Source organism: Streptomyces hygroscopicus subsp. hygroscopicus (assembly GCF_001553455.1).
GTDB lineage: Bacteria > Actinomycetota > Actinomycetes > Streptomycetales > Streptomycetaceae > Streptomyces > Streptomyces hygroscopicus.
The window spans coordinates 1-1,810 of sequence record NZ_BBOX01000646.1 but is presented as its reverse complement, the minus strand read 5'-3'; the positions used below and the strand labels follow the sequence as shown (position 1 = coordinate 1,810).

Here is a 1,810-nt window from a genome sequence, read left to right as displayed (position 1 = left end):
CGGTGCGAGGCCATACCGGCGTTGTTCACGGCGAAATCGAGACCGCCGTACGCCGTGACCGCGCGCTCGACGGCCGCCCGCACGGAGCCTTCGTCGGCGATGTCGACCGTGACGGCCAGCGCCTCCCCGCCGTCCTTCCTGATCATCTCGGTGGTCTCGGCCGCCGCGCCCGCGTCGATGTCGAGCACGGCGACCGCGGCGCCGCTCCGGGCGATCTCCAGCGCCGTCGCGCGGCCGATCCCGCTTCCGGCGCCGGTGACCAGGCCCGCCCTTCGGGACACGGCGCTCATGCCAGCGGCTCGTGGTTCGCCCAGCCGACCTTGTACGGGTGCCGCGACTGCCAGCGGTCGATGACCTCGTGGACGCCGGGCGCGGCGAACGCCTTCGCCAGCGCGTCGGTGTCGGCCACGGCGATCTGCACGATGGCGGTCGCGATCAGCGCGGGAATGGCTTCCTCGCCGGGGACGGGGATGTGGCGCCGGGCCACGACCGACCGCACCGCACCGGAGTCGAGCATGACGCGTTCGATGTCCGTGAGGTATTGATCAAGTTCATCGGCGGGCAGTGGCTGGTCGAAGGAGACAATCATCGTGTGGTTGATCATGAGGCGATTCTCGGTGGCACGGGCCACCGGTGTCCAAGATCCGTTCGGCATTCGGCGATAACCTTGAGGCATGATCGAACTGGAGACCCGCGAACTCGAGTACGTCATCGCCCTCGCCGACGAACTGCACTTCGGCCGGGCCGCCGCCCGGCTCTCGATCGCCCAGCCGGCGCTGTCGAAGGCGATCCGGCGGATCGAGAGCCGGCTCGGCGTCCAGCTGTTCATCCGCTCCAGCCGGCACGTCGGGCTCACCCCGGCCGGGGAGGCGTTGCGGGAACACGGGCGGCATGCGCTCAACGCGGTCAGCGCCGCCGTCCGCAACGCCCGGCGCGCCGGCGACGCGCAGGCCCGTCTGCGGCTCGTGCTCAAGCCCGGCGGCGACGCCGGCCTGCTGTCCGCGATCCTGGCCGAGTACGCCCACCAGCCCGCCGCCCGCCAGGTGGACATCCTGTTCAGCGGCCCCGCCGACCGCACCGACTTCCTGCGCGACGGCCGGGCCGACGTCGGTCTGCTCTACGCGCCGTTCGACGACCTCGACGGCCTGGCGCACGAGACGCTGCACGCCGAGGACCGTGTGGTCATCGTCCCGTCCGGGCACCGTCTGGCCGGGCACGCCTCGGTGCGCATGTCCGATCTGGAGGGTGAGACGCTGCCGTGCTGGAAAGGGGTCCCGGGGAGCGACGGCACCGGTCCCGAGGTCGCCGATGTCGTCCAGATGCTCCACATGATCAAGGTGCACCGGATGATCGCGGTACTGCCCCGCTCGCTGGTCGAACCGGTACCGGCCGGCCTGGTCCGCGTCCCGGTGACCGATGCGCCGCCCAGCCGCCTCGTGCTCGCCTGGAACGAGGAGGACCGCCGGCCGCTGGTCGCGTCGTTCGTCACCGCCGCGCTCGGCGCCGTCACCCCATGAGATCCCTCCGGCCCCGCCCCGTACCGGCCCGGCGCACCCGCCCGGCCGGCGGCCGTGGAAAAGATCGGTTTGCCGTCGGTGCGCCCGGTTAGAAGAGTGACTGACCGAGGTGCTTCGGAAAGCAGGCACACTGGCGGGAGCCGCGCGCTGCGCGCTGCGGACCTCAGATGTGCCGTGTCGGCCTCCCGCCGGAGAGCAACGAGCAGGGAGGAGAGATGACACCGATGAGCGCCGCATCCGCACGCGCCCGCCGCCGTCACGACGACGCCCCTGACACCGCGGCCGACTTCGAA

The 1,810-nt window shown here is 71.8% G+C and carries 3 protein-coding genes; 1 reads left to right on the top strand and 2 read right to left on the bottom strand.

Annotation, left to right across the window (positions count from 1 at the left end):
• Together AXW62_RS39630 and AXW62_RS39625 are read right to left on the bottom strand one after the other, a co-directional pair.
• Positions 1-290 (bottom strand): SDR family NAD(P)-dependent oxidoreductase (locus tag AXW62_RS39630; protein ID WP_159061123.1); only part of this gene is annotated, 290 nt, incomplete at its 3' end.
• Complete coding sequence (locus tag AXW62_RS39625) at positions 287-604, bottom strand: hypothetical protein (protein WP_060948554.1); 318 nt, start codon at positions 602-604, stop codon at positions 287-289. The genes AXW62_RS39630 and AXW62_RS39625, both read right to left, overlap by 4 nt.
• A gap of 70 nt (positions 605-674) precedes the next feature.
• Between AXW62_RS39625 and AXW62_RS39620 the strand changes: the two genes are divergently transcribed.
• The gene (locus AXW62_RS39620) at positions 675-1,517 is read left to right on the top strand and encodes a LysR family transcriptional regulator (protein WP_060948553.1); all 843 of its coding nucleotides are present in this window, start codon (positions 675-677) and stop codon (positions 1,515-1,517) included.
• Positions 1,518-1,810: the final 293 nt, after the last annotated feature.